A 22,864-nucleotide genomic window follows, 5' to 3' on the forward strand; every position below is an offset into this window, starting at 1 on the left:
CCCCCAGGGGCGGCCCACCGCGCGGTGGCGCGCTCAGGCCAGGTCGAGGGCGCGGGCCGCGGCCAACGGGTCGTTGCCGATGGTCAGCGGGGCGGGCGCGGTGGAGATCGCCCACTCCGGGTCCTTGAGGCCATGGCCGGTCACCGTGCAGACCACCGTCGAACCGGCCGGCACCGCTCCCGCCGCGGCCTGCTGGAGCAGACCCGCCACACTGGCCGCGCTGCCCAACTCGACGAAGACGCCCACCTCACGGGCGAGCAGCCGGTACGCCGACAGGATCTCCCGGTCGGTCACCGCCGCGATGAGGCCGCCGGAGGCCTCCCGCGCGTCGAGCGCCTTGGTCCAGCTCGCCGGGTTGCCGATCCGAATGGCGGTGGCGATGGTGGACGGTTCCGGCACCACCTGACCGGTCACGATCGGCGCCGCACCGGACGCCTGGAAGCCGTACATCTTCGGCGCGCGCGTGGTGGCGCCGGCGGCCTGCTCCTCTGCATACCCCATCCAGTACGCGGAGATGTTGCCGGCGTTGCCGACCGGCAGGCAGTGGATGTCCGGGGCGTCGCCGAGCGCCTCGACGATCTCGAACGCGGCGGTTTTCTGCCCGTGCAGCCGGTCGATGTTGACCGAGTTGACCAGCGCGACCGGGTGGTCCTGGGCCAGCTTGGCGGCGAGCGCCAGGCAGTCGTCGAAGTTGCCGCTGACCTGGAGCAGCTTCGCGCCGTGCACCAGCGCCTGGGCCAGCTTGCCCAGCGCGATCTTGCCCTGCGGCACCAGCACCGCGCAGGTCAGCCCGGCCCGGGCCGCGTACGCCGCGGCGGAGGCGCTGGTGTTACCGGTGGAGGCGCAGATGATCGCCTTGTTGCCGGCCTCGACCGCCTTCGACACGGCGAGGGTCATCCCCCGGTCCTTGAAGGAGCCGGTCGGGTTGGCGCCCTCCACCTTCAGGTAGACGTCACAGCCCAACCGGGCCGAGAGCACCGGCGCCGGCAACAGCGGGGTGTTCCCCTCGTGCAACGTGACGACCGGCGTGGCCGCGGTGACGGGCAGCCGATCCCGGTACGCCTCGATCAGACCCCGCCACATGTCGCTCTCCTCGCCTCTCTACCGCCGCCTCGACCCGAGCACCTGGTCACCCTGGACCACCCTGCCGGAGCCATCGATGGCACACCCCGGGTTACCCACCTGGCGGGACGCCCGGGCCGTCTGATGGCCCAACGACTCAGGCGCCGCCCTCGACCCGCAGAACGCTCGTCACCGACCGGACGATGTCCAGGCCACGCAGCTCCTCGACGGTCGCGGCGAGCGCGGCGTCCGGCGCGACGTGGGTGACGATGACCAGCTCGGCGTCGCCGTCCCGACCGGGAGCACCACCCGCCGAGCCCTGGCGCACGGTCGCGATCGACACGTCGTGCCGGGCGAACACGCTCGCCACGGCGGCCAGCACACCGGATCGGTCGGCCACGTCCAGACTGACGTGGTAGCGGGTCAGCGCCTCACCCATCGGCCGCACCGACAGGTCGGCGTACGCGCTCTCGCTGGCCGCACGCACGCCGGCGAGCCGGTTGCGGGACACCGCCACCACGTCGCCGAGCACCGCGCTGGCGGTCGGCGCGCCGCCCGCGCCCCGGCCGTAGAACATGAGCTGCCCGGCGGCGTCGGCCTCGACGAAGACCGCGTTGAACGCGTCGCCGACGCTGGCCAGCGGGTGGCTGCGCGGGATCATCGCCGGGTGCACCCGGACGCTGACCGTCTCCTGACCGGCCGCGTCGACGCCCCGCGCGGCGATGCAGAGCAGCTTGATCGTGCAGCCCATCGCCTGGGCGCTCGCCATGTCCGCGGCGGTCACCTCGGTGATGCCCTCGCGGTGCACGTCGGCCGCGCCGACCCGGGTGTGGAAGGCCAGCGAGGCGAGGATGGCGGCCTTGGCCGCCGCGTCGAAGCCCTCCACGTCGGCGGTGGGGTCGGCCTCGGCGTACCCCAGCTCGGTGGCCTCCTCCAGGGCCTCGGCGAAGCCGGCGCCGGTGGCGTCCATCGCGGACAGGATGAAGTTGGTGGTGCCGTTGACGATGCCGGTGACCCGGTTGATCCGGTCGCCGTGCAGCGACTCGCGCAGCGGGCGCAGCAGCGGGATGGCACCGGCGACGGACGCCTCGTAGTAGAGGTCCCCGCCGCCCTCGGCGGCGGCCTCGTGCAGCGCCACGCCGTCCTCGGCGAGCAGCGCCTTGTTGGCGGTGACCACGCTCTTGCCGGCGCGCAGCGCCTCGACCAGCCAGCTCCGGGCCGGCTCGATCCCGCCGACCACCTCGATCACCACGTCCACGTCGTCGCGCTTGATCAGCCCGAGCGCGTCGGTGGTGAACAGGTTCTCGTCGATCGGCAGGTCACCGCGGTCGCGGCCGAGCCGGCGGACGGCGATGCCGGCGATCTCCAGTGGAGCGCCGATCCGGGCGGCCAGGTCGGCCGACTGCTCGTGCAGCAGCCGGACCACCTCCTGGCCGACCGTGCCGCAGCCGAGCAGAGCCAAGCGCACAGGTGACGTCATCCCACATCCAATGCCAGCAGGTCCTCTTCGGTTTCCCGCCGGACGATCAGGCGCGCCTGGCCGTCGCGTACCGCGACGACCGGCGGCCGGGGCACATGGTTGTAGTTGCTGGCCATGCTCCGGCAGTACGCGCCGGTGCCGGGCACCGCGACAAGATCTCCGGGCTGCACGTCGGCGGGCAGGAATTCATCCTTCACCACGATGTCCCCGGACTCACAGTGCTTTCCCACCACGCGGGCGAGCAACGGCTGCGCGTCCGAGGCGCGCGAGGCCAGCGTCGCCGAGTACGAGGCGTCGTAGAGGGCGGTACGGATGTTGTCGCTCATCCCGCCGTCCACGCTCACGTACGTCCGGATGCCGTCGAGGTCCTTGACCGTGCCGACCTCGTAGAGGGTGAACACGGCCGGCCCGACGATGGCCCGGCCCGGCTCGATCGACAGGTGCGGTACGGCCAGGTTCTCCGCGGCGCACTCCGAGTCGACGATCTTGCGGAGCCGCTTGGCCAGGTCCTGCGGGGCGGCCGGGTCGTCCTGGGTGGTGTACGCGATGCCGAAGCCGCCGCCCAGGTCCAGCTCGGGCAGCTCCACCCCACGGGCGTCGCGGATCTGCGCCTGGAGGGCGAGCACCCGTCGGGCCGAGACCTCGAAGCCGCTGGCGTCGAAGATCTGCGAACCGATGTGCGAGTGCAGGCCACGCAGCTCCAGCACGTCCTCGTCGAGGATCTTGAAGGCGGCGTTCGCGGCGGCCCCACCGGCCAGCGAGAAGCCGAACTTCTGGTCCTCGTGGGCGGTCGCGATGAACTCGTGGGTGTGCGCCTCGACGCCCACCGTCACCCGGACCAGCACCCGGGGCCGGACACCGCGCTCGCGGGCCAGGGCGGTGAGCCGGTCGATCTCGGTGAACGAGTCGACGATGATCCGGCCCACCCCGGCGTCCAACGCCCGGCCCAGCTCGGCGACCGACTTGTTGTTGCCGTGGAAGCCGATGCGCTCCGGCGGCATCCCCGCCGACAGCGCGGTGGCCAGCTCACCGCCGGTGCAGACGTCCAGGTACAGGCCCTCCTCGGCGATCATCCGGACCACCGCCCGGCAGAGGAACGCCTTGCCCGCGTAGTAGACGTCCTCGGTCGGGAAGGCCGCCCGGAAGTCGCGGCACCGCGAGCGCAGGTCGGCCTCGTCGAGGACGTACACCGGGGTGCCGAACTCGGCCGCGATGTCGCGCACGCTCAGGCCCGCGACGGTGACCGCGCCGTCCGCGCCGCGCCCCACCGACCGCGGCCACAGCGCCGGCACGAGGGCGTTGACGTCGACCGGGGTACGCAGCCAGGCCGGCCCCTGGTTGCTGATGTCCGCGTGCAGCGCGCCCGCCTCGTGAGCCCGCATGTCACATCCTCTCGGGGGCGGAGACGCCGAGCAGGCGCAGACCGTTGGCGATCACCGTGCGGGTGGCGTTGTTGAGCCAGAGCCGGGCCCGGTGCAGGTCGGTGACCTCCTCGTCGCCCAACGGCAGCACCCGGCAGTTGTCGTAGAACCGGTGGTAGGAGGCCGCAACGCTCTCCTCCAGGTAGCGGGCCACCCGGTGCGGCTCGCGCAGCTCGGCCGCCGTGGCCACCACCGCCGGGAACTCGGCGAGCGCCTTGAGCAGCTCGTTCTCCTTCTCGTGGTCCAGCAGCTCGGGGCGGAACGCGTCGGCGTCGCCCGGGACCAGGCCCACCTCGGCGGCGTTACGGGCCACGCCCGCCGTCCGGGCGGCCACGTACTGCACGTAGTAGACCGGGTTGTCGCGGGTCGCCCGGGTCCACAGCTCGATGTCGATGTCGATCGGGGAGTCGCTGGAGTAGCGGGCCAGCGCGTACCGGGAGGCGTCCACGCCGATCGCGTCGACCAGGTCCTCCAGAGTGATCACGGTGCCGGCCCGCTTGCTCATCCGCATCGGGGCGCCGTCGCGCAGCAGGTTGACCAGCTGCCCGATGAGGATCTCCAGGTTGCGGTCCGGATCGTCGCCGAAGCAGGCCGCCATCGCCTTCATCCGGCCGATGTAACCGTGGTGGTCGGCGCCCAGCATGATCACGACCCGCTCGAAGCCGCGCTCGCGCTTGTCGAGGTAGTAGGCGCAGTCCGCCGCGAAGTAGGTCCACTCGCCGTTGGACTTGCGCAGCACCCGGTCCTTGTCGTCACCGAAGTCGGTGGTCCGCAGCCAGGTCGCGCCCTCGGACTCGTACAGGTGCCCCTGCTCGCGCAGCCGGGCCAGTGCGAGATCCAGCTCGCCCCGGTCGTGCAGATCCTTCTCGTTGAAGTAGGTGTCGAACTCCACCCCGAAGTCGCGCAGCGACGACCGGATCTCGTCGAACATCAGCGCGACACCCTCGACCCGGAACACCTCCTGGGCCGCGGCGTCGTCGAGGTCGAGCACGTCCGGCCGGCGGGCCTGCACCTCATTGGCGATCTCCGCGATGTACGCGCCGCCGTAGCCGTCCTCCGGCACGGCCTCGCCCTTCGCGGCGGCCAGCAGCGACCGGGCGAACCGGTCGATCTGCGAGCCGGCGTCGTTGAAGTAGTACTCGGTGCCGACGTAGGCACCGGTGGCCCGCAGCAGCCGGCTCAACGCGTCGCCGACGGCCGCCCAGCGGACGCCACCGATGTGCACCGGGCCGGTCGGGTTGGCCGAGACGAACTCCAGGTTGATCCTCTCGCCCGCGAGCCGGTCGCTGCGGCCGTACTCCGGGCCGGCCTCGACGATCGCCCGGGCGAGCTGGCCGGCGGCGGCGGCGTCCAGCCGGATGTTGAGAAAGCCCGGCCCGGCGATCTCCACCGACTTGATCCCGGGCGCCCGACCCAGCTCGTCGGCCAGGGCGGTGGCCAGCTCACGCGGCGGAACGCCCACCTTCTTGCTCAACTGCAGGGCGAGCGTGGAGGCGTAGTCGCCGTGCTCGGGGTTGCGCGGTCGCTCCACCACCGTGCGCTCCGGCAGCGCGGCGTGATCCAGGCCACGGTCGGCGAAGACGGCGTGGGCGGCGGTGAGGACGACCGAGGCGAGTTCTGCAGGAGTCACCCAACCATGTTATCGGGGGTAGACTCGGGCACTCGGCGGCTACCCTGCGCGTCAACCGGCCCGCCATCTCCCCTGACCGACCGACTTGACGAGGCACGATGAGCATCAGCACCCCGGGTGGCCCAGAGCGCCGCCCGACCGTGGTCAGCACCGGCAAGAAGCCGGCTGCGGGCCGGCCGGCGTCCGGCGCCAAGGCCGGTTCCGGCAAGCCGGCGGGCTCCCCCCGGGCCGGCGGCAAGGGCCCCCGCAAGCCGGTGGCACCGGTCAAGGTGAGCCAGGGCCGGGCCTGGGGTCCGATCGCGCTCTTCGTCGCCGTGGGCGTCATCGCGGCCGGCATCATCGGCTACGGCTCCTGGGCGGCGTTCCAGGGCTCCAAGCCGTGGGACAAGCGGGCCAACGCCATCGACGGCATCACCAACATCCGCAAGTCCGACCCGGAGAGCCTCAAGTACGAGGCACACAAGGCCGGCCCGCTGACCTACAAGTACTCGCCGCCGGTGGGTGGCGTGCACAACGCGGCCTGGCAGAACTGCATGGGCGACGTGTACGACGCCCCGATCGCCAGCGAGCACGCCGTGCACAGCCTGGAGCACGGCGCGGTGTGGATCACCTACCGCCCGGACCTGCCCAAGGACCAGGTCGACAAGCTCGCCGGCAAGGTACGTGGCGTCGAGAAGATGCTGATGAGCCCGTACGAGGGCCTGGACAAGCCGATCTCCCTCCAGGCGTGGGGCTACCAGCTCAAGGTCGACAACGCCGACGACTCGCGGATCGACGACTTCATCAAGGACCTCCGGGTCAACGCCTCGGTCGAGGGCCCCACGGCACTCTGCAACCAGGGCGTCACCGCCACCGGCACCACCCCGCGTGAGCTCCAGCAGCAGCCGCCCACCCAGTAAGGACGCCGATGACAGCCCCCGCCACCACCGACAGCGAGTACGACGAGGCCCAGGCCGTCCCGGACGAGGACGGCCGGGCACCGGCGCGGCGTTACGGTGTGCTCGCGCTGGCCGCCCTGCTGGTGGTGGGGCTGTTGCTCGGGTACGCCGGCGGTCTGCTCACCCCGCGGCTCACCCGCCCGGGTGACGCCTCGGTCGAGGCCGGCTTCGCGCGGGACATGACGACCCACCACACCCAGGCCGTGGAGATGAGCCTGATCGCGTACCGGTCGGCGACGCTGCCCGAGGTCCGGCAGATCGCCGTCGACATCGCCACCGGCCAGCAGGGCGAGATCGGTGCCATGCAGACCTGGCTGCGCGAATGGGGGCTGAGCCCGACCGGCTCGGAGCCGCCGATGTCGTGGATGTCCGACGGCGCCACCGTCAAGGACGGGCTCATGCCGGGCATGGCCACACCACAGCAGATGGCCGCCCTTCGCGACGCCAAGGGCATCGAGGTCGACCGCCAGTTCCTGGCCCTCATGTACAACCACCACCTGGGCGGCATCCACATGATCGACGCGGCGCTCGCCGAGACCGACAACGCCGAGGTGGTACGCGTGGCCGAGACCATGAAGTCGACCCAGCAGTCCGAGCTGAACAACCTCCGGCAGCTCCAGGCGCAGGCCAAGGGCTGATCTACTCCGAGGGCGTACCGGGCCCGCGTCACCGCCACACCGAGGCGGGACGCGGGCCCGGCCCATGTACGGCCACTGCCCCAGGCCGTAGCCGGCCGCGACAAGGCCGAGCGGGCCGCAGCGCGACGTAGGCGGGCGCGGGGCGATGCGGCGGGGTGCGGGGCGACGCGGCGGGGCGCGGGCTCGATGATCGACTCGGTTTCCTGCAAGGTGGGCTGTCGGCGCGGCCGGGACACCCCGACTTCCGAGAACCCGAGACGATCACGGCCTCCCCGCCGTCGGGGCGCCGCTGATCGGCGATGTGGCGGTGTCCAGGCGTGCGGATGCCGCCACATCGGCGACCTGGTGACGTGCCACCTCAAGACGCCGCCGATCTGCGCCCTCGCCGCCGGGTCTGCGGGGCCATCCGACGGCTCCACGCCCTATAGATACCGTCTCGTCGCTTTCGGGAGCTTTGCGTTAGACAGGCGATTGCGTTGCTTAGAGAGTTTTCTCCACACATATCGTGACCAGTTGTGATTCGGGCTCGTTGCCCAAGACGTGGGGGTTGCACTCAGAGACGCACGGCGCTCGGTCACCAGTTGGTGCCGACGCCACACCATCGGCGGTGACGGGGCGGTGGCAGCCGTCCGTCGCGGACAGCGGCAGGGCGAGCCGGGAATGCTCAGCCGCGACCAGGAACTCGAACTGATCGACACACTCCGGGGTGTCCACCCCGACGAGTTCGGCCTGGACGAGGAGCTGTGGACACGGCAGAGCCTCACCACGCTCATCCAGCGCCGGTTCGACCTTCCGCTGGACGTGGGAGCGGTCGGGGCGTACCTGCGGGCCTGGGGGTTGGGTCCGCGCGAACCGCGCGAGCGGGCCTGCGGGCTCTGCGTCAGCGCGGTCGAACGGTGGGTACGCAGCGAGTACCCGGCGATCACCCGGACGGCCCAGGAGCACCTGGCCGAGGTCTACTGGATCGGGCGGGTACGGCTGCGCGGCACGATGCCGGCCGCCGACGTGATCTCCGCCGTCTCATCCCGGGGCCGGGTGCGCTTCATGATCACGACACCGACGGTCGACCCGCCGCTCCCCCGGGACTTCGTCCTGCGACTCAGCGGCGAGGAGCAGCGCACCGTCCATCTGATCGTGGACGGATCCTGGCCCCGCAACGAGTGGCCGCGCCGGCTGCCCCGGCGGATCGTCCTGCACCCGCTGCCCAGTTGCGGGCGGGCCGTCGCGGCCTGAGTGCCGGGTGGGCCGGTCGACGCGACACGATCGGCCCACCCGATACCGATTCGGCGTACGCCCGGGAGGTTTGCTAGTCTTCTCCCGTCGCTGAGCCCCCGTAGCTCAGGGGATAGAGCACCGCCCTCCGGAGGCGGGGGCGCAGGTTCGAATCCTGCCGGGGGCACAAGCTTTACGCGCTCCATGTCCGCTGAAGAACGCGGACCTGGGGCGCTTGTCATTTCTGCTCCGGGGCCGAGCCCCGGACCCCACGCTCCCGGTGCCCGCTCACGTCGACCCGTTCCGGGCCTGAGCCCTGGACCTACGTCCTCCGGTACCAGCTCACGTCAACCCGTCCCGGGCCTGAGCCCTGGACCCACGTCCTCCGGTACCAGCTCACGACAGCCCATCCCGGGCCTGAGCCCTGGACCCACGTCCTCCGGTGCCAACTCACGTCGAATCGTTCCAGGCCGAACCCAGACACGCGCCCTCGCCGGCAGCTCGCGCTGAACCACCCCGCCCCTGCCCCACCCCGAACCCCTTGACTCCGCGATCTTGCAGTTCCGGTTGTCGTTCTGGGGCGGAATGCGCCTTGTGTCGCCACAGAAAGTGCAAGATCGCGGGGTCGCGGGGCGCGGGGCGCGGGGCAGGGCGGGGCGGGGGCGGGTTAGGCGTTGACGTATTCGGCCAGGTGTTGGCCGGTGAGGGTGTTGCGGGCGGCCACCAGGTCGGCGGGGGTACCTTCGAAGACGATGCGGCCGCCGTCGTGGCCGGCGCCGGGGCCGAGGTCGATGATCCAGTCGGCGTGCGCCATGACCGCCTGATGGTGCTCGACCACGATCACCGACGTGCCGGAGTCGACGAGCCGGTCCAGCAGGCCGAGCAGTTGCTCCACGTCGGCGAGGTGCAGGCCGGTGGTCGGCTCGTCGAGGACGTAGACGCCACCCTTCTCGGCCATCCGGGTGGCCAGCTTGAGCCGCTGCCGTTCGCCGCCGGACAGGGTGGTCAGCGGCTGGCCGAGGCTGAGGTAGCCGAGCCCGACGTCGACGAGACGGTCGAGGATGGCGTGCGCGGCCGGGGTACGCGCCTCGCCCGAGCCGAAGAACGCCTCCGCCTCGGTCACCGACATGGCGAGCACCTCGCTGATGTCCCGGCCGCCGAACCGGTACTCCAGTACGGACGCCTGGAACCGCCGCCCCTCGCACTCCTCGCAGGTGGCGGCGACGCCGGCCATCATCCCCAGGTCGGTGTAGATGACGCCGGCGCCGTTGCAGCCGGGGCAGGCGCCCTCGGAGTTGGCGCTGAACAGCGCGGGCTTCACGCCGTTGGCCTTCGCGAACGCCTTGCGGATCGGGTCGAGCAGGCCCGTGTACGTCGCGGGGTTGCTCCGTCGGGAACCGCGGATCGCGCTCTGGTCGACCGACACCACCCCCTCCCGGGGCGACACCGAGCCGTGGATCAGCGAACTCTTGCCCGAACCGGCCACGCCGGTCACCACCACGAGGACGCCCAACGGAATGTCGACGTCGACGTCGCGCAGGTTGTGGGCGTTCGCGCCCCGCACCTCGAGCACACCCGACGGGGTACGCACCGACGACTTCAGTGCGGCCCGATCGTCCAGGTGTCGCCCGGTCAGGGTGTCGCTGGCGCGCAGCCCGTCGACGGTGCCCTCGAACACCACCTCACCACCGCCGGTGCCGGCGCCGGGACCGAGGTCGACGACGTGGTCGGCGATGGCGATGGCCTCCGGCTTGTGCTCGACGACCAGGACGGTGTTGCCCTTGTCGCGCAGGCGCAGCAGCAGGCCGTTCATCCGGGCGATGTCGTGCGGGTGCAGCCCGATCGTCGGCTCGTCGAAGACGTACGTGACGTCGGTGAGCGAGGACCCGAGGTGGCGGATCATCTTGGTGCGCTGCGCCTCGCCACCGGAGAGCGTGCCGGACGGCCGGTCCAGCGACAGGTAGCCCAGCCCGATCTCCTCGAACGAGTCGAGGAGGTGTTGCAACCCGCTGAGCAGGGGCGCGACCGACGGCTCCTCGATGCCCCGGACCCAGGCCGCCAGGTCGCTGATCTGCATGGCGCAGACGTCGGCGATGCTCTTGCCCGCGATCTTCGACGAGCGGGCCTCGGCGCTGAGCCGGGTGCCGTCGCAGTCGGGGCAGGTGGTGAACGTGACCGCCCGGTCCACGAAGGCCCGGATGTGCGGCTGCAACGTGTCGATGTCCTTGGACAGGAACGACTTCTGGATCTGCGGGATCAGGCCCGAGTACGTCAGGTTGATGCCCTCGACCTTGATCTTGGTCGGTTCCCGGTGGAGCAGGTCCTGCAACTCCCGCTTGGTGTACCTGCTGATCGGCTTGTCCGGGTCGAAGTAGCCGCAGCCCCGGAAGATCCGGCCGTACCAGCCCTCCATGCTGTAGCCCGGAATGGTGATCGCACCCTCGTTGAGCGACTTGCTGGCGTCGTAGAGCGCGGACAGGTCGAAGTCGGTGACCGCGCCCATGCCCTCGCAGCGCGGGCACATGCCGCCCAGGCGGTTGAAGGTCGCCTTCTCGGTCTTCGTCTTGCCCGCGCCGCGCTCGACGGTGATCGCGCCGGTCGCGCGGACCGAGGGGACGTTGAAGGAGAAGGCGTTCGGCGAACCGATGTGCGGCTGCCCGAGCCGGCTGAACAGAATGCGCAGCATGGCGTTGGCGTCGGTGGCGGTGCCGACGGTGGAGCGGGCGTTGGCGCCCATCCGCTCCTGATCGACGATGATCGCGGTGGTGAGCCCGGCCAGAACGTCGACCTCGGGCCGGGTCAGCGTCGGCATGAAGCCCTGCACGAAGGCGCTGTAGGTCTCGTTGATCATCCGCTGCGACTCGGCGGCGATGGTACCGAACACCAACGAACTCTTGCCCGAGCCCGAGACACCGGTGAACACCGTGAGCCGGCGCTTCGGCAGCTCGACCGTGACGTCCTTGAGGTTGTTGACGCGAGCGCCCTGCACCCGGATCAGGTCGTGGCGGTCGGCGACGTGTGCCGCGGGCGAGTCCGTGGCCTTGCTCATCGTCTCTCCATCTGCTCGGGTGGGCGGGCCCCGGTCACGCTACGGGTGGCGGCGTGACCTGCGCTTCTCGATTCCTGACGGGTCGGGTGACCTGCTTCGCCGTACAGGACGGCAGCCCGACCGTCGACAGCGCCGCCTCCCGGCGGTAGGTGCTGGGCGGCATGCCGACCAGTTCGGTGAAGCGGGTGCTGAAGGTGCCGAGCGAGGAGCAGCCGACCGCGAAACATACATCGGTGACGCTCATGTCGCCACGACGCAGCAGGGCCATGGCGCGCTCCACGCGCCGGGTCATCAGATAGCTGTACGGAGATTCGCCGTAGGCGAGCCGGAACTCCCGGCTGAGGTGCCCGGCCGACATGTGCACGCCCCGGGCGAGCGCCTCGACGTCAAGCGGCTGCGCGTACTCCCGGTCGATGCGGTCGCGGACGCGACGCAGCCGCGCGAGGTCGGCGAGGCGCTGGCTCTCGGTCGATCGGCTGCTCACCCGGAAAATCGTGCCACAGAACCCCGACAGAACCGGACCGCCGGACGGCCGAGCCGGACCCGAGCCGCGCGGCGGCGGGTGGGGTGGCCGTCCGGGGCGTACCGTCAGGTGGTTTCGCGGCGGGCGCGGGCCCGGCGCTTGCCCTCGTGCATGGCCTGCACGCGGGCCACCGGGATGGTGCGGCCCTCGGCGATCAGGTCGGCGGGGATCTGCTGGGGTTCCGGCAGCAGGGTGACCCACGGGTCGGTTCCGGCGAGCAACGCCGGGGCCGTCCGGATGGTGAAGTCCGCCGGGCTCACCTCGGTCAGGTCGGCCCAGTCGACCGGGAAGGACACCGGCATTCCGGGCCGCAGTCGCGGGCTGTACGCGGCCACGACCGTCGCCCCGCCGGAGCGGGTGGCGTCGACGAACACCTTCCCACCCCGGTCCTCGCGGATGTAGGCCGTGGTGGCGAGCGCCGGGTCGAGCCGTTCGGCGCGGACCGCGAGCGCCCGGGTGGCGGCGGCCAGCTCCTCGGCGGTGGCGTCGCCGGTGACCGGGACGAAGACGTGTACGCCCTTGGCGCCGCTGGTCTTGACCGCTCCGGCCAGGCCGGCGTCGGCGAGCGCCTGGCGGACCAGCAGCGCCGCGTCGACCGCCGCGCGGAACCCGTCGCCCTCCGGCGGGTCCAGGTCGAGCACGAGGTGGGTCGGTCGGTGCGGTTCGGTCGCGGTGGCCAGGGTCGGGTGGTACTCGACCGCGCGCTGGTTGGCGAACCAGAGCAGGGTGCGCCGGTCGTCGCAGAGGGCGTACGAGATTTCCCGGTGCGACGCCTCGGCCCAGACCGCCGTCCGGCGCACCCAGTCCGGGGTGTAGCGGGGCAGGTTCTTCTGCATGAACGGCGGCTGGCCGGGGCGCACCCGGATCACCGACAGCGGTCGGTCCCGGAGCTGGCCGATGATCGGCTCCCGGACGGCGTCGAGGTAGTCGACGAGGTCGCGCTTGGTGGCGTCGTTCCGGTCGGACAGCGGCTGGTCCAGGTTGGTCAGGGCCACGCCGTCGCGGGTCTCGTCAGCCTCACTCACCCGATCACCCTCGCCGCCCCGGCGTCGTCGGTCAACCGGACACGGCGCTTCGCCGCCCGCCGACCGCCGCGCCCGCCGCCGTCGACCGGCCCGTCCCCGTCGACCGGCCCGTCCGCGTCGACCCGCCCGTCCCCGTCGACCGGCCCGTCGCCGTCGGGCCGCGCGGCGGCCGGCTGTCGGGGCACCAGGCCCAGCGCCACCAGCAGGGCGGCGAGCACCAGGGCGGCGGCCACCGCGTAGGCGACCCGGTAACCGCCGGCCAGCGCGACCAGCTCGGCCTGGCCGGCGGCCCGTAGTCCGTCGCTGCGGGACGCCGCCAGGGTCGCCAGCGCCGCCAGGCCGACCGCCCCGCCGACCTGCTGGGTGGTGTTGGCCAGCCCGGAGGCGAGACCGGCGTCGGCGTCGGTCGCGCCGGCCATGGCCAGCGTGGTGACCGCGGGCAGGGTCAGACCGCCGGCCAGGCCGAACACCACCATCGCCGGGAGTACGTCGGCGAGGTAGCCGCCGTCGGCGGCCAGCCGGGCGAGCAGCAGGAACCCGACGGCGGCCAGGCCGAGCCCGGCCACCAGCACGGTTCGGGCGCCCCAGCGGGCGATCAGCCGGCCGGCCAGACCGAGCGACACGACCGCGATCACCACCGGGGTGGGCAGGAACGCCCAGCCGGTCGCCGCCGCGTCCAGCCCGAGCACGAGTTGCAGCTCCACGGCGAGCAGGAACTGGAAGCCGAAGAAGGCGGCCACCATGAGGAACTGCGCGGTGTTCGCCGCGAGCAGCCCCGGTACGCGCAGCAGTCGGCTCGGCAGCAGCGGGGTGGACGCCACGCGCTGGCGTACCGCGAACCCGCCGAGCAGCAGCGCGGCGAGCGCCACCGCGCCGAGGGTGCGTGGGCTGGTCCAGCCGTGCTCCCCCGTTCCCACGATGCCCAGCACGGCGGCCATGAGGCCGGCGGTGGCGAGCAGCGCGCCGGGCACGTCGAGGCCGGTCCACGGCCCGCTGCCCCGTTCGGCGGGGAGTCGGCGGACGGCGGCGAGCAGGATCGCCGCCCCGATCGGGAGGTTCACCAGGAAGATCGAGCGCCAGCCGGCCAGCTCGGTCAGCACCCCGCCGGCCACCGTTCCCACGGACGCGCCGGCCGCCCCGGTGAAGCTGTAGACGGCGATCGCACGGGCCCGCTCGGCCGGCTCGGGGTAGAGCCGGACGATCATGCCGAGGCTGACCGCCATGGCCAGCGCGCCGCCGACGCCCTGGCCGAACCGCGCGCCGACGAGCAGGGCCGGCCCGCCGGCGAGCGCGCAGGCCGCCGAGGCCAGGGTGAACAGCAGGACGCCGGCCAGGAAGACCCGGCGTCGGCCGAGCAGGTCGCCGAGGCGACCGGCGAGCAGCAGCAGCCCGCCGAAGGCCACCAGGTACGCGTTGACGACCCAGGCCAGTCCGGCGGCGGTGAAGCCCAGGTCGCGCTGGACGGCGGGCAGGGCCACCGACACCACGCTGCCGTCCAGAATGATCATGAGGCTGCCGGCGCAGAGCACCAGCAGCGCCGGCCAGCGGGACGGGGTGACACGGTCCACGGGACTCCTCCTTGGTGCACGGTTTGTTACCGACGCCATCGTCTGTGACCATGACCGGGAGCGGAAGGAGGCACTGTTGTGTCCCAGAGGAACAGCGATGTGTCCGCGCAGGTAGCGGCCGAGTTCACGTGCGCCGCGGGGAACGTGCCGTTCACCCCCGGACAGGCGCGCGCCTGCACCGTCCGCGAGGTGCTCGACCGGGTTGGCGGCAAGTGGAGCATCGGCATCCTGGTGGCGGCCTCGCACGGACCGGTCCGCTTCACCGAGCTGGAGCGGCACATCGAGGGCATCAGTCGCCGGATGCTCACGCTGACGCTGCGCAACCTGGAACGCGACGGGCTGCTGCACCGCACGGTCTATCCGACCGTGCCGCCCAAGGTCGAGTACGTGGCCACCCCGATGGCGCTGGAGCTGTACGAGTCGCTGGTGGCGCTGACGAGCTGGGCCGAGCGGCACCGCCGGGCCATCGCCGAGGCGCGGACCAGGTACGACGCGGAGCACGCCGCCTAAACAAGCGAGCGGTGTGGGGAACGCCACGCGGTTCGTCTGACCGATCGGTCAGGGTCTGACCGATCGGTCAGGCATGCTGGTTCACGGAGGTGGACCGGTGATGGCCAGAGCGGTGTCCGAGACGCACGGTGAGATCCTCGCCGCGGCGGCGCGACGGTTCGCGGTGACCGGCTACCGGGGCACTTCGTTGCAGGACATCGCCCGTGAGGTCGGCTGCTCCAAGGCCACCGTGCTCTACCACTTCGCCAACAAGGAAGCGCTGCTGGCCGAGCTGATGGCGCCGGCCATCACGGTGCTGACCGACCTCGACGACCAGCTCAGCGGCCTGACCGGCGCGGCCGCCCAGGAGGCCGCCGCGGTCGGCTTCGTCGACCTCGCGGTCCGGTTCCGGCGGGAGATCGCCGTCCTGCGCGGCGAGTTCCCGGAGCTGCTCTGCCAGCCGGCCTTCGCCCACATCCAGCAGATCTCCGAACGGCTGCGCGACGCGTTGGCCGGCCACTCCGACCGGCCCAGCGCCCGGATCGCCGCGCTGGTGCTGCTGGCCGGCATCTCCGAGGCGTGCGCCGAGTTCGTCGACGTTCCCGACGACGAACTGCGGCCCGCCCTGCTCACCCTCGCCCGACGGGCCGTCGAACCCGTCGGGTCACCCCTGCCCCAACCACCCACGACCGAGGACAAGGACTCCTGATGGCCACCCTGCTCTACCGGCTCGGCCGGGGCGCGTTGCGCCGGCGACGGCTCGTCGTCGCGCTCTGGCTCGTCGTACTCGTCGGTGCCGGCCTGGCCGCGGCGACCCTGCGCGGCCCGACGGCGAGCAACTTCACCATGCCCGGAACCGAGAGCCAGCGCGCGCTCGACCTGCTCGCCGAGCAGTTCCCCGCGGCCAGCGGCGCCACCGGCACGATCACCCTCAAGGCGCCCGGCGACGGCCAACTGGCCACCCCGGAGGGCCAGGCCGTGGTGCAGGAGCTGGTCCAGCAGGCCGGGACCCTGCCCGGCGTGGTCGGCGCGGTCAACCCCCTCCAGGTCGGCGCCGTCTCGCCCAACGGCCGGTACGCGCTGGTCCAGGTCCAGTTCGCCACCGGGGCGGACGAGGTGACCGACGCGCAGAAGACCGCGTACGAGGAGGTCGGCGCGGCGGCCAGGGCGAAGGGCTGGCAGGTCGCCCCGGGCGGAGAGGTGCTGGGCGGCGAGCCGGAGGTCGGCTCGACCGAGGCACTCGGCGTGCTGGTCGCCGCGATCGTCCTGATCATCACGTTCGGCTCGCTGGTGGCCGCCGGGATGACCATGCTCAACGCGCTGATCGGCGTGGGCGTCGGCATGGCCGGCCTGTTCGCGCTGAGTGGCGTCATCGAGTTGACCAGCACGGCGCCGATCCTCGCGCTGATGCTCGGCCTCGCCGTGGGCATCGACTACTCGCTGTTCATCACCTCGCGGCACCGGCAGAACCTGCTCGACGGCCTGCCGCCGGACGAGGCGGTCGGCCGGGCCGTGGGCACCGCCGGCTCCGCCGTGGTCTTCGCGGGCGCCACCGTCGTCATCGCGCTCGCCGGGCTGGCCGTGGTGGACATCCCATTCCTCACCGTGATGGGCCTCGCCGCCGCCGGAACCGTCACCGTGGCCGTCCTCGTCGCCATCACGCTCCAGCCGGCGCTGCTCGGCTTCGCCGGTCGCCGGGTGCTCCCCCGCCGGCTGCGGACGCCCGCCACCGACGGCACGCCGGGCACCGACGCGGTCGTCGACCGGCCCGCCCCGACCGAGGACCGGTCGGCGTTCGGCTTCCGCTGGGCCCGGTTCGTCACCCGCTTCCGGGTACCCGTGATCCTGGTCGGGCTGCTCGGCCTGGGGCTGCTCGCGCTGCCCACGCCGGACATGCGGCTGGCGCTGCCGGGCGCGGCGACGGCCGCCGTCGGCTCTCCCGCCCGGGTGGCGAACGACCTGACCGTCGAGGGCTTCGGCCCGGGCTTCACCGGCCGGCTCGCGGTGGTCGTCGCGGGCGATGACGCCCAGGCGACCTCGGCCGCCGTACCGCAGGTCACCGCGCTGCTGCAACGTACCGAGAACGTCCTCGCGGTCGCGCCCCCGCAGCTCAGCCCGGACGGCCGGACGGCGCTGCTCGGCGTGGTGCCCAAGACCGGCCCGACCGACGAGGCCACCGAGACGCTGGTGCACGACATCCGCGACTCGGTGGGCGACATCCGCGGCGCGGACGTGCTGCTCACCGGTGTCACGGCGATCGGCATCGACGTGTCCGAGAAGCTCTCCGACGCGCTGCCGGTCTATCTGCTGCTGGTCGTCGGGCTGTCGGTCCTGCTGCTGATGCTGGTGTTCCGCTCGCTGCTGGTGCCGGTCAAGGCCGCGCTGGGCTTCCTGCTCACCGTCGCCGCCACGTTCGGCATCACGGTGGCGGTCTTCCAGCAGGGGCACCTCGCCGACCTGGTCGGTCTGGACACGCCCGGCCCGCTGATCAGCTTCCTGCCGATCCTGCTCATCGGCATCCTGTTCGGGCTCGCCATGGACTATGAGGTGTTCCTGGTGTCCCGGATGCGGGAGGACTTCGTGCACGGCGAGACCGCCCGGGAGGCCACGATCAGCGGCATGGGGCACGGTGCCCGGGTGGTCACCGCCGCCGCACTGATCATGATGTCGGTGTTCGGGGGCTTCGTCTTCCTCGATGACCCGGTGATCAAGTCGATGGGCTTCGCGCTCGCCATCGGCGTGGCCATCGACGCCTTCGTGGTCCGCATGACCATCGTCCCGGCCGTGATGTCCCTGCTCGGTGACCGCGCCTGGTGGCTGCCCCGCTGGCTGTCCCGCGCCCTGCCGAACGTCGACATCGAGGGCGAGGGCCTCCGCGACCACCTGACGACCCAGGAGCCCGCGCGGGTCTAGGCCCCAGCTTCGTCGATCATGGAGTTGTGGTGCCCGTCGTGCCCCGACCCGGGCACTTCGTCCGGCACCACAACTCCATGATCCGCGTGCGCCGGCCCGGTCACACCCCGGCCGGGTAGGTCTCCATCTCGCCGGGGACGGCCGGGACGGCCAGCGGATGCAGGGCCGTCGTCTCGTCGCACCAGATCAGCGCGTCGTAGCGGGCACCCAGACGGGTCGGCACGTAGTTGCCCCAGGACTCGAAGGACGGGTCGTACACCACCCCGATCGCCCGATGGTCCGCCGGCTCGGTGACCCAGCCCGGTTGGTCGTCGCCGCCGAAGACGAGCACCGCCCGCTCGGGCATCAACTCGTGCAGCCGCCGCTCCACCGAGCCCTCCCGTGCCGGCGGCACCACCATCGCCTCCGACGGCGAACCCCAACGGGGCGCCGCGATCACCGTGCCCCGGTAGGTGCCGAACCCGATCAGCGCCACCGCGTCGTCGCCGTGCCGCTCGCGGGCCAACTGACCAATGTTGACCATCCCGTCGGCGGCCATGTCGGTGGCCCGTGCGTCCCCCACATGCGTGTTGTGCGCCCAGACGATCCCTCGGGCGTCCGGGCCGTAGCGGTGCAGCAGCCGGTCCAATGTGTCCTGCATGTGGGTGTCCCGGATGTTCCACGAGTCCGGGCCGCCGGCCACCATCGCCCGGTAGTAGCGCTCCGCGCCGGCCACGACCTCCGCGTTCTGCCAGGCCGAGAAGCGGTCCGGGCCGTCCGACATGGCCTGTTCCCGGGTACGCGCCAACAGCCGGATGACCTCCTCCTCGCACCGGGCGGAGACGAACCGGCTGGCGGCGCCGTACTCCTCGACCCGCTTGCCGTACGGCTCGAAGCACCGGTACGCGTCCTGCGCCGCCTCCAGCGAGGTCGGGTCCTCCTCCCCCAGGTAGTCGAAGATCGCCTGCATCGACTCCCAGAGGCTGTAGACGTCGAGCCCGTGGAAGCCGGCCCGCTCGCCCTCCGGCCGTTCCAGGTTCCACGCCCGCAGCCACCGGCAGAAGCGGGCCACCTCGGCGTTCGCCCACATCCAGGTCGGCCACCGCTCGAAGCCTTCCAACGCCGTCTGCGGATCGAGGGCCCCTCCGGGGGCGGCGGTGACCGAGCGGTGCACCCGGTCGCAGTCCGGCCAGTCGCCCTCGACGGCTACGAACGAGAAGCCGCACTCCGTGATCAGCCGACGGGTCAACTGCTCGCGCAGCCGGTAGTAGTCGTAACTGCCGTGCGTGGACTCGCCGATCATCACCACCCGGGCGTCCCGGACGCGCTCCAGCAACGGGTCGAAGTCGCTCGGTGCGCCGAGCCGCTGAACCAGCATGGCAGCGGCTACCCGGCGGTCGCGCCGACAAACCGTCGGCGCGTCGCGAGCCGACACGCCGTCCGCGTGTACGCCTGACACCACCGGGTAGCCAACCGACATGACCGTGTCAGGCGTGCAGTTGCAGGAGTACCTGGCCGGGCTCGACTACCCGGTCTCCCGCGAGGACCTCATCCGCTGGGCACAGGAGAACGGTGCCAGCACGGCCACACTGCACCTGCTCCAGGCACTACAACCCGAACAGTTCGAAACCCCCGAAGAACTGACCGAAGCCCTGACAACCCCCACCTGAAGACCCCAGCCGTGCCCCCTCCTCCCCTCCCACCCATCTCCGTTGATCATGAATTTATTGCCATGACACGCCGGCATCGATGGCAATAACTTCATGATCAACCGGGTGACACGAGGGCCCGGGGGCGGGACGGGGGACGGGGGACGGGGGACGGTTACGGGAGGGGGATGGTGCGGTTTTCGTGGCGGGCTGATTCGGCGGCGGCGATGATCGTGACCACCTCGCGGCCGAAGCGGACGTCGCAGCGGTGGTCGCGGTCGCCGGTCCGGACCTGCTCCAGGAGTTGGTCGATCGCCACACCGAACGCCGTTGCGGCGTCGTACTCGCCGTGCGGCACGGTCTCGATGCCGTTCTCGCCGTAGAACACGAACTCCCGGGCCATCGCCTCGGTCGGCGCGTCCAGGGAGAGCGAGGCGCTGCTGGTCGCGCCACCCTCGTGGGTGAGCAGCAGGTGCACCATCCCGCTCGGGCCGTCCATCGCGGCCACCTGGGTCACCCGCCCCAGCACCGGCAGGAGGATCGAGAGCGCGTGCGGGGCGATGTCCCAGAGCGCGCCGTGCTCACGACGCCACAGCGAACCGCCGTACGGGCTGCCCTCCTGGAAGATCGATGCGAACGCCGTGGTGCGGCCGTGCTGCCAGCCACCCGCGGCGGCGGTCGACGCGAGGAACGCGGTCACGTTCGGCTGGAACCGCTGGGTGAAGAACACCACGGAGGCGACTCCCGACGCCTCGGCGGCGGCCACCACCCGGTCGGCGTCGTCCACGCTGAGCGCCAGCGGCTTGTCCAGCAGCAGGTGCCGGCCGGCGGTGGCGGCCCGGACCGCGATGTCGGCCTGGACGTCCGGCGGCAACGCGACGGCGACCGCCTCGCACTGCTCGATGAGGGCGTCGACGTCGGCGTAGGCGGGCACCCCGTACCGCTCGGCCAGCGCAGAAGCCCGCTCCGGGTTACGCCCCCACACCCCGACCAGTTCCGCGTCCGGGTGTGCGTGCAGCGCCTTCCCGTGCGTCTCGATCGCCCAGTGACCGGTGCCGAACAAGCCGAACCGCAGCACGTGTACCTCCGCTGTTTCCCCCCACCGTGGCAACCCCACGGACGTGATCCACGCTAGTCGCCCCAGCAGGGCCGGCGGCGGCGGGTCGCCAACCGGAGCTGCTTGCGTACTGCGCCGGCCAGAGGGTGACCGTGGTCTGACCGGTGCCTGTCGAGCTGCCCCAGATCCGGGGCGCACTACCCGACCTCCGACGCCCCGTCCGACTTCCGATACCCGGCACCCGGCGCCCTGCCCCGACGCACCCCGAGACGTCCCACGCACCGCGAGACGTCCGACAGCGCGAGACGTCCGACGCACCGCGAGACGCCCGACGCACCCGAGACGCCCGACGCACCCCAAGACGCACGACGCACCCCGAGACGCCCGACGCAACGCCCCACTTCTGACGCAGGCTCCGTGATCGCTTGCCCCATTTCTGGGGCAGCTCGACAGTGCCTGCGCACCCCTCGGGCAGCCGGCCGCCCGCACGCGCCGGCCGCGCTACCGGACCCGGCGGGCGCGTCGGCCGGGCAGCGTGCGGTGGTTACTACGACGGTTAGTAGGCTGTGCCGGTGACCGAGGCGACGACCGGGTGGGGCCGATGACCAGCGCGGCGGCCGGCTCGCCGGTGGACGGGCTCCTCGCGACGGCGTCGATCGTGCTGTCGCTGCTCGTCGCCGGGTGGGCACTGGTCGCGGCGGTACGCCACCGGCCGCCGGACCGGGTGCAGTTCGCCGGTCTGGCCGTACTCGAGGTGGGGTTGCTCGTGTTGGGGGTGCTGGCCCTGGTGGCGGTCGGCGGCGGCGACCGACCGGGGGAGCCCGGCGCGTTCTTCGGCTACCTCGTCACGCTGGTCTGCCTGCCACCGCTGGCCTGGGTGCTGGCCCGGATGGAACCGACCCGGTGGGGGTCGGCGATCGTCTGCGCCGTCTGCCTGGTGACGCCGGTCGTGGTGGTGCGGTTGCAGCAGACCTGGGAGGTGCTCGGTGGTTGAGACCCAACCGGCCCGGCAACGCACGAACTCCGGCCCCGGCCGGCTGCTGATCGCGGTGTACCTGCTGTTCGCCATCGCGGCGACCAGCCGGGCGGGCCTACAGATCGCCACCAAGTTCGACGAGGCGCCGGTGGCGTACCTGCTCTCCGCCCTGGCCGCGCTCATCTACATCGTGGCCGCGGTGGGTCTGGCCCGGGCCGGGCACACCGGCCGGCGGGTGGCGCTGGCGTGCTGTTCGGTGGAGTTGGTCGGGGTCGTCGTGGTCGGCATCCTGAGCCTGGTCGACAAGGCGCTGTTCCCCGACGAGACGGTGTGGTCGCAGTTCGGTAGCGGGTACGGCTACATCCCGCTCGTCCTGCCGGTGCTGGGCCTGTTCTGGCTCTGGCGCACCCGCCGCGACCCGGCCTGAGCCGACCGGGCCGCGGTACGAGGGCGACCGCGCTCAGGCCCGTGGACCACCGGCGACGTAGATGACCTGACCGGAGACGAAACCGGCGCCCTCACTCGCCAGGAACGAGATGGTGTGGGCGACGTCCTCCGGGCGTCCTGGCCGGCGAACCGGGATCTCGGCGGCGGCGTGCTTCTGGAGGTCCTCGAAGTCGACCTTCATACGGGCGGCGGTGGCCGCCGTCATGTCGGTCACGATGAAGCCGGGCGCGACGGCGTTGACGGTCACCCCGAACGGCCCCAGTTCGATGGCGAGCGTCTTGGTGAAGCCCTGCAGCCCCGCCTTGGCGGCGGCGTAGTTCGCCTGGCCCCGGTTACCCAGCGCCGAGGTGCTGGAGAGGTTGACGATCCGCCCCCACTTGCGCTCCACCATGTGCTTCTGGGCGGCCTGGCTGAACAGGAACGCGCCCCGCAGGTGTACGCCCATGACGGTGTCCCAGTCGGCGTTCGTCATCTTGAACAGCAGGTTGTCCCGGAGCACGCCGGCGTTGTTGACCAGCACGGTGGGCGCGCCCAGTTCGGTGGCGACCCGCTCGACGGCGGCCTCGACCTGGTCGCGGTCGGAGACGTCGGCACCCACGCCGAGGGCACGACCACCCGCGCCGGCGATGGCGTCCACCGTCTCCTTGGTGGCCGCCTCGTCGATGTCGACCACGGCGACGGCCATCCCGTCGGCGGCCAGCCGCCGGGCGGTGGCGGCACCGATACCGCGTGCGGCTCCGGTGACGATGGCGACGCGGTGCTCCTCCGACATGATTACCTCCGGGTAACTTTGGGGTGATCGGAGGAG

The 22,864-nt window shown here is 72.1% G+C and carries 20 protein-coding genes and 1 tRNA gene; 10 read left to right on the plus strand and 11 right to left on the minus strand.

The genetic code is table 11. The features are described 5' to 3' along the window. Positions 1-33: 33 nt before the first annotated feature. From thrC to argS, 4 genes are all read right to left on the minus strand, one after another. Complete coding sequence (gene thrC, locus ACN263_RS24550) at positions 34-1,083, minus strand: threonine synthase (protein ID WP_421472926.1); 1,050 nt, start codon at positions 1,081-1,083, stop codon at positions 34-36. A gap of 136 nt (positions 1,084-1,219) precedes the next feature. Then, positions 1,220-2,530, minus strand: coding sequence for a homoserine dehydrogenase (locus ACN263_RS24555; protein WP_422740810.1), 1,311 nt, complete (start codon positions 2,528-2,530; stop codon positions 1,220-1,222). A gap of 8 nt (positions 2,531-2,538) precedes the next feature. Further along, positions 2,539-3,924, minus strand: coding sequence for a diaminopimelate decarboxylase (gene lysA, locus ACN263_RS24560; RefSeq protein WP_422736672.1), 1,386 nt, complete (start codon positions 3,922-3,924; stop codon positions 2,539-2,541). Position 3,925: 1 nt separating this feature from the next. Next, positions 3,926-5,593, minus strand: coding sequence for an arginine--tRNA ligase (argS, locus tag ACN263_RS24565; protein ID WP_422736673.1), 1,668 nt, complete (start codon positions 5,591-5,593; stop codon positions 3,926-3,928). Positions 5,594-5,691: 98 nt separating this feature from the next. On the opposite strand from argS, the gene ACN263_RS24570 reads away from it, so the two are divergent. The 4 genes from ACN263_RS24570 to ACN263_RS24585 all read left to right on the plus strand — a co-directional run bounded on the left by ACN263_RS24570 (position 5,692) and on the right by ACN263_RS24585 (position 8,568). After that, a complete protein-coding gene (locus tag ACN263_RS24570) occupies positions 5,692-6,492 on the plus strand; it encodes a DUF3105 domain-containing protein (protein ID WP_422736674.1) in 801 nt (266 codons plus the stop codon). 8 nt (positions 6,493-6,500) lie between these two features. Next, the gene (locus ACN263_RS24575; protein WP_422736675.1) at positions 6,501-7,169 is read left to right on the plus strand and encodes a DUF305 domain-containing protein; all 669 of its coding nucleotides are present in this window, start codon (positions 6,501-6,503) and stop codon (positions 7,167-7,169) included. Positions 7,170-7,709: 540 nt separating this feature from the next. Next, the gene (locus tag ACN263_RS24580; protein ID WP_422736676.1) at positions 7,710-8,402 is read left to right on the plus strand and encodes a winged helix-turn-helix domain-containing protein; all 693 of its coding nucleotides are present in this window, start codon (positions 7,710-7,712) and stop codon (positions 8,400-8,402) included. A gap of 94 nt (positions 8,403-8,496) precedes the next feature. Then, a tRNA-Arg gene (locus tag ACN263_RS24585) sits at positions 8,497-8,568 on the plus strand. A 480-nt stretch (positions 8,569-9,048) separates the two neighbouring features. Here the strand turns inward: ACN263_RS24585 and ACN263_RS24590 are convergent. From ACN263_RS24590 to ACN263_RS24605, 4 genes are all read right to left on the minus strand, one after another. Continuing rightward, on the minus strand, positions 9,049-11,430 hold the full coding sequence (locus ACN263_RS24590; RefSeq protein ID WP_422736677.1) for an ATP-binding cassette domain-containing protein: 2,382 nt from the start codon (positions 11,428-11,430) through the stop codon (positions 9,049-9,051). Positions 11,431-11,464: 34 nt separating this feature from the next. Further along, positions 11,465-11,914: a helix-turn-helix transcriptional regulator gene (locus ACN263_RS24595; protein ID WP_422736678.1), complete on the minus strand. Its 450-nt coding sequence runs from the start codon at positions 11,912-11,914 to the stop codon at positions 11,465-11,467. Positions 11,915-12,018: 104 nt separating this feature from the next. Next, a complete protein-coding gene (locus tag ACN263_RS24600; protein WP_422736679.1) occupies positions 12,019-12,978 on the minus strand; it encodes a DNA polymerase domain-containing protein in 960 nt (319 codons plus the stop codon). Next, entirely contained in the window at positions 12,975-14,546 is a 1,572-nt protein-coding gene (locus ACN263_RS24605) for an MFS transporter (RefSeq protein WP_422736680.1), read from the minus strand. The genes ACN263_RS24600 and ACN263_RS24605 overlap by 4 nt, the downstream gene beginning before the upstream one ends. Positions 14,547-14,690: 144 nt before the next feature. Here ACN263_RS24605 and ACN263_RS24610 point away from each other — a divergent pair, with 144 nt between their 5' ends. The 3 genes from ACN263_RS24610 to ACN263_RS24620 all read left to right on the plus strand — a co-directional run bounded on the left by ACN263_RS24610 (position 14,691) and on the right by ACN263_RS24620 (position 17,948). Beyond that, positions 14,691-15,056, plus strand: a complete 366-nt coding sequence (locus ACN263_RS24610) for a winged helix-turn-helix transcriptional regulator (protein ID WP_422740811.1) — start codon at positions 14,691-14,693, stop codon at positions 15,054-15,056. A 100-nt stretch (positions 15,057-15,156) separates the two neighbouring features. Continuing rightward, positions 15,157-15,744 carry a TetR/AcrR family transcriptional regulator gene (locus ACN263_RS24615; protein ID WP_422736681.1) on the plus strand — a complete coding sequence of 196 codons (588 nt, stop codon included), beginning with the start codon at positions 15,157-15,159 and terminating at the stop codon, positions 15,742-15,744. Continuing rightward, positions 15,744-17,948 (plus strand): MMPL family transporter, encoded by a 2,205-nt coding sequence (locus ACN263_RS24620; RefSeq protein ID WP_422736682.1) that lies wholly within the window; start codon positions 15,744-15,746, stop codon positions 17,946-17,948. The genes ACN263_RS24615 and ACN263_RS24620 overlap by 1 nt, the downstream gene beginning before the upstream one ends. A gap of 100 nt (positions 17,949-18,048) precedes the next feature. Here ACN263_RS24620 and ACN263_RS24625 read toward each other — a convergent pair whose 3' ends face one another. Continuing rightward, on the minus strand, positions 18,049-19,305 hold the full coding sequence (locus ACN263_RS24625; RefSeq protein WP_422736683.1) for an erythromycin esterase family protein: 1,257 nt from the start codon (positions 19,303-19,305) through the stop codon (positions 18,049-18,051). Between the two features lie 100 nt (positions 19,306-19,405). On the opposite strand from ACN263_RS24625, the gene ACN263_RS24630 reads away from it, so the two are divergent. Beyond that, positions 19,406-19,597, plus strand: coding sequence for a DUF2795 domain-containing protein (locus tag ACN263_RS24630; protein WP_422736684.1), 192 nt, complete (start codon positions 19,406-19,408; stop codon positions 19,595-19,597). A 154-nt stretch (positions 19,598-19,751) separates the two neighbouring features. Here the strand turns inward: ACN263_RS24630 and ACN263_RS24635 are convergent, their stop codons facing one another. Beyond that, on the minus strand, positions 19,752-20,654 hold the full coding sequence (locus ACN263_RS24635) for a Gfo/Idh/MocA family protein (protein WP_422736685.1): 903 nt from the start codon (positions 20,652-20,654) through the stop codon (positions 19,752-19,754). Between the two features lie 580 nt (positions 20,655-21,234). Here ACN263_RS24635 and ACN263_RS24640 point away from each other — a divergent pair. Both ACN263_RS24640 and ACN263_RS24645 read left to right on the plus strand, forming a co-directional pair. Continuing rightward, complete coding sequence (locus tag ACN263_RS24640; protein WP_422736686.1) at positions 21,235-21,627, plus strand: hypothetical protein; 393 nt, start codon at positions 21,235-21,237, stop codon at positions 21,625-21,627. Next, complete coding sequence (locus ACN263_RS24645) at positions 21,620-22,036, plus strand: hypothetical protein (protein WP_422736687.1); 417 nt, start codon at positions 21,620-21,622, stop codon at positions 22,034-22,036. Before ACN263_RS24640 ends, ACN263_RS24645 begins: the two co-directional genes overlap by 8 nt. A gap of 33 nt (positions 22,037-22,069) precedes the next feature. On the opposite strand, the gene fabG is transcribed toward ACN263_RS24645, so the two are convergent. Next, positions 22,070-22,828, minus strand: a complete 759-nt coding sequence (gene fabG / locus ACN263_RS24650; RefSeq protein WP_422736688.1) for a 3-oxoacyl-ACP reductase FabG — start codon at positions 22,826-22,828, stop codon at positions 22,070-22,072. Positions 22,829-22,864 lie beyond the last annotated feature (36 nt).

Origin of the sequence: Micromonospora sp. WMMD729 (genome assembly GCF_049315225.1) — a bacterium.
Classification (GTDB): Bacteria; Actinomycetota; Actinomycetes; order Mycobacteriales; family Micromonosporaceae; genus Micromonospora.

What these genes read in the sequence shown, in the direction of transcription:
- thrC (WP_421472926.1), bottom strand. Translation starts at nt 1,083, where the DNA reads ATGTGGCGGGGTCTGATCGAGGCGTACCGGGATCGGCTGCCCGTCACC.
- lysA (WP_422736672.1), bottom strand. Translation starts at nt 3,924, where the DNA reads ATGCGGGCTCACGAGGCGGGCGCGCTGCACGCGGACATCAGCAACCAG.
- ACN263_RS24570 (WP_422736674.1), top strand. Translation starts at nt 5,692, where the DNA reads ATGAGCATCAGCACCCCGGGTGGCCCAGAGCGCCGCCCGACCGTGGTC.
- ACN263_RS24575 (WP_422736675.1), top strand. Translation starts at nt 6,501, where the DNA reads ATGACAGCCCCCGCCACCACCGACAGCGAGTACGACGAGGCCCAGGCC.
- ACN263_RS24590 (WP_422736677.1), bottom strand. Translation starts at nt 11,430, where the DNA reads ATGAGCAAGGCCACGGACTCGCCCGCGGCACACGTCGCCGACCGCCAC.
- ACN263_RS24615 (WP_422736681.1), top strand. Translation starts at nt 15,157, where the DNA reads ATGGCCAGAGCGGTGTCCGAGACGCACGGTGAGATCCTCGCCGCGGCG.
- ACN263_RS24620 (WP_422736682.1), top strand. Translation starts at nt 15,744, where the DNA reads ATGGCCACCCTGCTCTACCGGCTCGGCCGGGGCGCGTTGCGCCGGCGA.
- ACN263_RS24625 (WP_422736683.1), bottom strand. Translation starts at nt 19,305, where the DNA reads ATGCTGGTTCAGCGGCTCGGCGCACCGAGCGACTTCGACCCGTTGCTG.
- ACN263_RS24630 (WP_422736684.1), top strand. Translation starts at nt 19,406, where the DNA reads ATGACCGTGTCAGGCGTGCAGTTGCAGGAGTACCTGGCCGGGCTCGAC.
- ACN263_RS24640 (WP_422736686.1), top strand. Translation starts at nt 21,235, where the DNA reads ATGACCAGCGCGGCGGCCGGCTCGCCGGTGGACGGGCTCCTCGCGACG.
- fabG (WP_422736688.1), bottom strand. Translation starts at nt 22,828, where the DNA reads ATGTCGGAGGAGCACCGCGTCGCCATCGTCACCGGAGCCGCACGCGGT.